The 7,558-nt window shown below is 36.5% G+C and carries 8 protein-coding genes and 2 pseudogenes; 1 reads left to right on the forward strand and 9 read right to left on the reverse strand.

What is annotated here, in order from left to right:
* Nucleotides 1-189: 189 nt before the first annotated feature.
* From cls to EUBELI_RS14905, 3 genes and pseudogenes are all read right to left on the reverse strand, one after another.
* Nucleotides 190-1,749, reverse strand: coding sequence for a cardiolipin synthase (gene cls / locus EUBELI_RS13410; RefSeq protein ID WP_012740928.1), 1,560 nt, complete (start codon nucleotides 1,747-1,749; stop codon nucleotides 190-192).
* Nucleotides 1,750-1,784: 35 nt separating this feature from the next.
* Nucleotides 1,785-2,465 (reverse strand): GTP pyrophosphokinase, encoded by a 681-nt coding sequence (locus EUBELI_RS13415; protein WP_012740929.1) that lies wholly within the window; start codon nucleotides 2,463-2,465, stop codon nucleotides 1,785-1,787.
* A gap of 38 nt (nucleotides 2,466-2,503) precedes the next feature.
* Nucleotides 2,504-2,638, reverse strand: a pseudogene (locus EUBELI_RS14905) (linear amide C-N hydrolase); the annotation flags it as partial.
* 2 nt (nucleotides 2,639-2,640) lie between these two features.
* On the opposite strand from EUBELI_RS14905, the gene EUBELI_RS13420 reads away from it, so the two are divergent.
* Nucleotides 2,641-3,351 carry a transposase gene (locus EUBELI_RS13420; RefSeq protein WP_012740930.1) on the forward strand — a complete coding sequence of 237 codons (711 nt, stop codon included), beginning with the start codon at nucleotides 2,641-2,643 and terminating at the stop codon, nucleotides 3,349-3,351.
* 173 nt (nucleotides 3,352-3,524) lie between these two features.
* Here EUBELI_RS13420 and EUBELI_RS14520 read toward each other — a convergent pair whose 3' ends face one another.
* The 6 genes and pseudogenes from EUBELI_RS14520 to EUBELI_RS13445 all read right to left on the reverse strand — a co-directional run bounded on the left by EUBELI_RS14520 (nucleotide 3,525) and on the right by EUBELI_RS13445 (nucleotide 7,443).
* Nucleotides 3,525-3,671 carry a hypothetical protein gene (locus tag EUBELI_RS14520; RefSeq protein ID WP_012740931.1) on the reverse strand — a complete coding sequence of 49 codons (147 nt, stop codon included), beginning with the start codon at nucleotides 3,669-3,671 and terminating at the stop codon, nucleotides 3,525-3,527.
* 290 nt (nucleotides 3,672-3,961) lie between these two features.
* Nucleotides 3,962-4,087, reverse strand: a pseudogene (locus EUBELI_RS13425) (helix-turn-helix transcriptional regulator); the annotation flags it as partial.
* Nucleotides 4,088-4,289: 202 nt separating this feature from the next.
* Entirely contained in the window at nucleotides 4,290-6,062 is a 1,773-nt protein-coding gene (locus tag EUBELI_RS13430; protein WP_012740933.1) for an FtsX-like permease family protein, read from the reverse strand.
* Nucleotides 6,049-6,810 carry an ABC transporter ATP-binding protein gene (locus EUBELI_RS13435; RefSeq protein ID WP_012740934.1) on the reverse strand — a complete coding sequence of 254 codons (762 nt, stop codon included), beginning with the start codon at nucleotides 6,808-6,810 and terminating at the stop codon, nucleotides 6,049-6,051. Before EUBELI_RS13435 ends, EUBELI_RS13430 begins: the two co-directional genes overlap by 14 nt.
* A 47-nt stretch (nucleotides 6,811-6,857) precedes the next feature.
* Nucleotides 6,858-7,199 (reverse strand): hypothetical protein, encoded by a 342-nt coding sequence (locus EUBELI_RS13440; RefSeq protein WP_012740935.1) that lies wholly within the window; start codon nucleotides 7,197-7,199, stop codon nucleotides 6,858-6,860.
* Nucleotides 7,200-7,245: 46 nt separating this feature from the next.
* Nucleotides 7,246-7,443 carry a nucleic acid-binding protein gene (locus EUBELI_RS13445; protein ID WP_041689007.1) on the reverse strand — a complete coding sequence of 66 codons (198 nt, stop codon included), beginning with the start codon at nucleotides 7,441-7,443 and terminating at the stop codon, nucleotides 7,246-7,248.
* Nucleotides 7,444-7,558: the final 115 nt, after the last annotated feature.

Consider the following 7,558-nt stretch of genomic DNA (forward strand, 5'->3'; position numbering starts at 1 on the left):
TCTGTTCTTATTCTTATTCATTAGCAATACAATACAATGGAAAACTCAATTTAACCTCAATAAGGTTTGTTTTTTCATCCATGCAAAATCTTCTTTGTACAACAGACTGTTAGATATAGCAAAAACGGCCTTTCAAAAACAGTTAACTTCTAAATCAACTGTTTTTTGAAAGGTCGTTTCATCAGATTCTTATAGCAATCCAGCAAATAATCTCATAAATAATTGTCCCAGTCGCAAATATGCACTTCGTCCGGTTTGATATTGGTCTGTCACATCACGACATTCTCCCATCGTTCTTATCAGATCATTTTTTATATCCACAACTGCCTGACAATCTGCCATAAAACAGCCGTTTTCAAAATGGTGATATAAACTTCGATAATCCAAATTAATTGTTCCACAAGTTGCCATACAGTCATCTGCCACACTCATTTTCGCATGACAGAAACCAGGAGTCCACTCATAAACACGAACACCATGTTTAACTAATCCATGATAAAAAGAACGAGTTATATTATAAATGAATTTTTTATCAGGGATACCAGGTGTGATAATTCTTACGTCTACCCCTCGCTTAGCAGCCAGACATAACGCATGCGTCATTTCATCTGTTATGATTAGATATGGAGTCATAAACCAACAATATTTTTCAGCTTTATTTATCATACTGATATAAACTTCTTCTCCTACTTGTTCATTATCCATAGGGCTGTCTGCATAAGGTTGAACAAACCCAGTTTGCTGTGCCGCATAATCATAGTGGAAAAGGTATTTACTAAAATCAGGATCATTAGCATCCTTAGCACTTACTGCATTCCACATTTCCAAAAATGTCACCGTAAGCGACTGAACAGCATCTCCTTCTAAACGAATACCTGTATCTTTCCACTGTCCATACGGGTGTGTGTAATTAAAATATTCGTTTGCTAGATTATATCCACCTGTAAATCCGACTTTTCCATCAATAACTGTTATTTTTCTATGATCACGATTGTTCAAAAACAGATTTAAACCTGGCATAAACGGATTGAATACACGGCAATGAATTCCTATTGCCTCCATCTTTTTCACAAAATCTGTGTTAATAAAGCCTATAGAACCCATATCATCGTAGAGTACTCTAACTTCCACACCTGCTTTTACTCGCTCTTCCAGAACATCTTGAATCTTATGCCATGCTTCAGCGTCTTCTATCGCATGATATTCCATAAAGATAAACTTCTGTGCTTTCTCCAAATCCTTAAGCTGTGCCTCTAATCCTTTCACTGCTTCATCAAAATACACAATATCCGTATTCTGATAGATTGGATACTGCGAATTTCTTTGTATGTAACTTGCTATATTTCCTGCTTTCGGAATTGTTTCTTTTATTCTGCTCAAACACTCCTGACTGTCCGGAAGCATTGGTAACAATTTGCTATCAATTTCTGCATATCGCTCACGCATTTTATGTGTGCCACCATTCAAACCAATCAGCAAATACAGGCCTACACCCATAATTGGGAAAATTAGAATTAAGATGACCCAAGGCATTTTCATAGAGGATGTCTTATTTGATGCGTACAATCCCAAAACCAAGATCCCACTCAAAATCCTTGTAAATAAATTTATGATTTCTGCATATTCATTCAAGCGTGTTACGATAGTAATAATAAAAATCACTTCCAGAAGAATGCAGATTATGGAAAAACACAGCCGTTTTACCCCATTTTTTGTTTTTGCTTTGCCCTCTAAAGTATCTTGTTTCATATATATTCCACCTTCCTACTTGCTCAGTTTTCTCCCTAAATTTCGTAGAACATACCAATTTTGTCTTTTATTCTCTGCATTTCATTATCTGCTTCAATGATTGCTCTTGCAGAATGAAGTAATTCTTCACTTATCTCATCATAGCCAGGCATTTCTTCAATTCCTTTTTTATAGCGAAGTTGATGTTCCAATGTTGCCCAGAAATCCATACCATTGGTTCGAATCTGTAATTCTACACGCATAGGTGTTTTACCCTTAGCAAAAAATACTGGTATTTCAACAATCATATGATAGCTTCGATAACCATTCGATTTTGGATTTTTTATATAATCTTTTATTTCAATAACTTTAATATCATCCTGTTGGGTAATCAAATCTGATATCATATAAATATCGTCAATAAACGCACAAACTATTCTAACGCCTGCTACATCATTGAGATATGTCTGTATATTTTCTGTTGTAAATTCATATCCCATCTTCTGCAGTTTATCGTAAATACTATTGGGCTGCTTAATTCTTGTTTTTATAAAAGAAATAGGATTTCGATTGTTCTCAACTGAAAATTCATCATCCAAAACCTCAAGTTTAGTTTGTATCTCCCGAATAGCACAACGATACATCATCATTAAATTATAAAATTTTGTAGCATTATTTAAAAACTGTAGTGATTCCGGACTGTTCATCCTGAGTTTTTTTACTTCATCTTTTGTCATGGAACTTTCCTTTCTACCTCATCCCTGATTTCAAAACATTATTTATTTTGATAGTTGATTCGTTCTCCTTGAATTACTGGATAACAAATCATTTTATCACTATCCAGATTTTCTATATTCATATCTACTGCACTGATCTGATGTTTTTCATAAGTATTGTAATAATACCATCCTTATGGCAGACAGTGGTTACGAAAGTTTTAATACCTTTGCACACCTGATCTGGAAGGGAATGTATTTCGTTATCCGCATGAAGGATATCAACAGTAATGGTATCCTTTCCTCTTATGATTTGCCTGACAGCGAATTTGATACTCATATAAGGACAACACTTACCAGACGCCATACGAAAGAAACACTGGGGAATCCTAACACCTATACCATACTTCAGCCTTCTACCGATTTTGATTTTCTTGATGAAAACTGCATGTATTACGATATTGAATTCCGTATTGTACGTGTTCACCTTGATAATGGAACCTATATCTGTATTGCCACCAATCTTTCAGAAGAATTTCCTCTGGAAGAAATCAATAAACTTTACCTGATGCGCTGGAGCGAGGAAACAAGCTTCCGTGAACTCAAATACACCATCGGTCTGATCAACTGGCACAGCAGCAAATATGATGGAATCCTTCAGGAAATCAATGCCCATATGATTCTGTATAATTTCTGTGAATTAGTGACTTCTCACGCTATGGTAAAAAAATCTAAAAATGCCAAACACGTCTATAAAATTAATTTCGCCATCGCAGCAAACATATGCAGGGCGTATCTCAAACACAGTGGTAACGAAACAGAGACCATGCTTCTCATACAAAAGTATCTGACACCTGTCAGGTACAATCGAAAATATCCTATCCCCCCTCCGTCCAAAGAGAAATAGGGATTTCATGTATCGGGTTGCATAAATTTCGTTACCATTATACTGCATTATGAGGCAGATATGCAATCTGTCTTTTTGTCATACACAAAAAAATGATTTGAACTCATCATACACCTGCTTTCTACGCATTAGTGCACCAAAAAAATACAGCATTTCTTAACTGAACAGTATTTTCAATGCATGAACGCATATGATATACTGTTTTCATCATAAAAAACCTTATCTAAATACAGTTCATCACTCTCTGCCTTAACTTTCATAAGACAGTAGAGAACCACTGTACTAATAATGATTACGAACCAAATTAACACTTTGCCCATTCGACCACTCCTCTCAAATAAATAGAGGACCAAACCAGCTGATGGAATATTCCATCTCAAGTGCTAATTTAGTCCTCACTAAATGTTTTAATATAAAATTGTACCTAATCTAAGCACACAGATTCACTCTCAGACTGATTGCGGACATCTGTGATACTGACTTGGTTTTTCGGTTTTGATATAACAGCGCTGCCTTATCTACCGCTAAATTGGTATAAAAATAAGGACTAAATTAGGCATAACCCCTTGATTTTACTGTGTTTCATCTAACTTGGTCATATTATAACTCAAACACCTGTTTCCCATCTAGAAACCGTTCGGCCTGAAACTTTTATCTTTTCGGCAAGCTGTTCCTGTGTAATATCCTTTTCTTTCCTAAGTTCTTTTAAGAAACGTCCAATCTTTTTCTGATCCATACTGTTTCCTCCTTTCATTGACAGAGTAATATTATTCTACTAAACATAACACGACACAAAGCGAGAAAATGCCGTATTTACGCTATTGGACAAACCTGTCTAGTATTATTTATATTGGCTTTAGCCCTAAAAACTTCGAGTTGTCTCTATCTTTATCTTTTAATTATAAACAGGATTTGAATCTTTTTCTACTTATCTATAATCAAAAAATCCTCTCGAAAAATCCTCTTCCTTGTATTATAAAACCGCTTTCATAAAATTTTTCTTCTTTTTCAGAATACCTGCGTATCACTACGAATATTCCGACTGTCAAAATCACTCCAAATACGATTCCTGCCAGAATTCCATTCGTCCCCATTCCATAACTCTCATTCAGATAATAAGATGGCAGGAAAGAAAGGATTGTTCCCACAACCGATGGCGGTATAAATCTTAGAAAATTCTTATAGCATAGGCACTTTACCATTTCCTCGTCTATCATTCCCAACATTCGCAAACTACAAACGACCCTGCTATTTTCTTCCTTCTCTGCCTGGATACGTGAATGAATTAACAGAAACTCAGCCATTATCATAAGCCCTATCACAAATGCCATCAAAAATAATAAAAATTGCCCTGATTTCTTTGCATCCTGGTATTTCTCCACTTTCGAAGACAATTCATAATATGTCTGCTCATCTTCATTCAACTGATTGCTTTCCTGCAGATATTCTTTTACTTCACATACTCCCGCATAAGAATCTTCCCAATTCTGAAACTGAAACAAGTTTGCGATACCAGCACTACCTGTTATATCTGCACTTAATTTTTCGAAATCAGAATCGTTTATGATCAGTGTTTTATCTGCAAAGGTCGGATTTTGATTAAACAGTATCTTTACATCTGTTCCAACAGACTGCAGCTTTCTGTCCCCGGAAATCGTTACAGTAGATACTGGCTGTATGTTATGTTCATACCCATCTTCCAGATTGTACTGAAACAAATTCAAAAACTCGCCTTCCTGAATCTGATAATCACATCCAAAATCCCGGTTTATTTCTGTCACAGGAAGATAATTAAAAACATCATCTCTGATATAGGGAAGCTGAATGACCTGTTCTACAGTAACACCATTTTTCTCCAATATATGAAGGACATCCTGTACTGAAACCTGATTCATTCCATAGATTTTTGAGTACACCATGTCATAGGGAGAATAACTTTTTGCATCCTGTAGAAAAGCCGGATATAAAGTCACACATACCCCCGTAAGCATAACAGATACCGCTATTATGAGAGATGCTAAAACATACCTACATCCCCATTCTTTCTTGTGTCTGCGGACAAATGACCATTCCACCAGATGAAACCTCATGTAGTTGGGTGCAAGTCTGCATAAGAACGTACCGATCTTTCCTGTTTTTTCTGCCCGATATTGTGCTTTTAGCAGGGTTCCAATTTTATCCAGCATAAGTCTCCCGGCATTCAGGATAAAGGCAACTGCCACCACTACTGTATATAGAACTGCTGTAAGCTTATATGCTTCCGGGCAAAACTGCCATTGCACTCCGTGAACATCTATTGCATAAATGATAACGGAAAAAAATAAAAATGACAGCACAGTTCCTGCCGCAAGTGCTATTGCTAATGCCAGCACGGATATGATCACATTTTCAAAAAGTAAGTTTCTAAACGCTTCCTTCCGGCTCATGCCAAGAGAAAACATCACGCCGTATTCCTGTTTTCTTGATGCCAGAAATGCCTGACACGAAACAGGAAGAAAAAAAAACAGAAACACTGCAGACAGAAAAAATGGAAGATAAATGTTATTGGATATTGATGAATTTACAATCGACGCATTCATAAACGTCCTGTTTGTGGAAATAACTGCAAAACAACAGAATAATGCCGTTGCAGATAAATTGCATAGAAAGTACAATCGATATTTGTAAAAACCAGCTTTCAGCATCTTTCGGGAAATATCAAAAAAGGTCATCTTTTCCACCTCCCAAACCGCACAGCGTTTTCCATATATCTTCTCTGAAATTATCGGCAGTGTTCTCTTTCTTTACTTCTTTTGCCAGATTCCCATCCTGTAGAAAAAGTACCCGGTCACAAAAGGATGCCGTATAAGCATCATGTGTTACAAGCAGAAAGCTGATGCCAGACCGTTGATTCATCTGTTTCATACATCGCATCACATCCCCGGTGGTCTTTCGGTCAAGGCTTCCTGTTGGCTCATCTCCAAAAATAATATCCGGTTCATTGATCAGCGCCCTGCCAATCGCAACTCTCTGTTTCTGACCTCCCGATATTTCCGTAATTCCTTTGTCAGCTAATTTTTCAATGCCGAGCACATACGCTATTCTTGAAAAACGCTCTTGCTGGATGTCTGCTTCTTTTCGTTCAAGAATGAGTGGTAACAATATATTTTCTTTTACTGTCAAACTCTCCAAAAGCTGGAAATCCTGAAAAATCATTCCCATATGCTTTCTGCGAAAAAATGCCTTCTCTTCTTCCGTAAGCTCTGAAAACGTTTCTCCTCCTATTACGATTTCTCCATCGTCCGGTGTGTCAACCCCGGTCAGCACATGGAGCAGAGTAGTCTTTCCACTGCCGGATGGTCCCATAATAGCAACCATTTCTCCTTTCATAACTTGCAGATTCACATTCTGCAAAATCCGCATAGTTTCTCCTGCAGTTTTATAACTTTTTGAAATATGATTTGCATTTAATACATACATCGAAGTTCCTCCTGATAATAAATTTTAAATTTGATTATCAGAAGTATTTAATCATCCATCCGAACCGATAGACTGCAAAGGGTAACTCCCGGTCTGAAAGAAAACTCACCTTGTCCGAGGTCTTTAAAGCCATCATATACCCAGAGCACCATTATTTCTATTCCACCGAAACATATACACTCATAGAAATGCAAACATATACTTTCGCTTATATCGTTTTCACTATTTGACTTTTCCAAGCATTCCATCTGCTGTATGACTATACTTTCCAAATCCCCTTCTGCATAATATCCACTCCAGATTCGGAAATTTAGCGACAAAAGTAAAATCAGCATGATGGAACTTAAAACCATAATAGCAGCAATTCTCTGTTTTTTTACTGAAATCATATGAATCAAACCCTATACTTCTGCTTTATCATCTGGAAGTTATCGCTTAATCTTTCAAATTAGTTAAATCTTCTAAATACATTTCTATATTACCACACTCTGGACAGACCGCAACTTTTACATCATCTATAATTTTTGCCTTTTGTTTTTCATCTACATGAACAACAATCCCATAGCCCCCACCATTTACTTTAAGTCTTAAATCTGACATCATAACTTTTCCGCATTTTGCACATTTTCTCATTGTTTACCACATCCAAATGTATAAATTAAATTCCGATTTGCAGGGAACAATTCCTTGTCCCCTACACCATAATTACTATGTATTTGCATCTACAAACTAGAATTTGGAACGTGCT

Source organism: [Eubacterium] eligens ATCC 27750, assembly GCF_000146185.1.
In the GTDB taxonomy this organism is placed as follows: Bacteria; Bacillota; Clostridia; order Lachnospirales; family Lachnospiraceae; genus Lachnospira; species Lachnospira eligens.

Bases quoted from the DNA above. Each gene is read 5' to 3' on its own strand.
- EUBELI_RS13420 (WP_012740930.1), top strand. From the start codon at position 2,641: ATGGCAGACAGTGGTTACGAAAGTTTTAATACCTTTGCACACCTGATC.
- cls (WP_012740928.1), bottom strand. From the start codon at position 1,749: ATGAAACAAGATACTTTAGAGGGCAAAGCAAAAACAAAAAATGGGGTA.
- EUBELI_RS13440 (WP_012740935.1), bottom strand. From the start codon at position 7,199: ATGATTTCAGTAAAAAAACAGAGAATTGCTGCTATTATGGTTTTAAGT.
- EUBELI_RS14520 (WP_012740931.1), bottom strand. From the start codon at position 3,671: ATGGGCAAAGTGTTAATTTGGTTCGTAATCATTATTAGTACAGTGGTT.
- EUBELI_RS13430 (WP_012740933.1), bottom strand. From the start codon at position 6,062: ATGACCTTTTTTGATATTTCCCGAAAGATGCTGAAAGCTGGTTTTTAC.
- EUBELI_RS13435 (WP_012740934.1), bottom strand. From the start codon at position 6,810: ATGTATGTATTAAATGCAAATCATATTTCAAAAAGTTATAAAACTGCA.
- EUBELI_RS13445 (WP_041689007.1), bottom strand. From the start codon at position 7,443: ATGAGAAAATGTGCAAAATGCGGAAAAGTTATGATGTCAGATTTAAGA.
- EUBELI_RS13415 (WP_012740929.1), bottom strand. From the start codon at position 2,465: ATGACAAAAGATGAAGTAAAAAAACTCAGGATGAACAGTCCGGAATCA.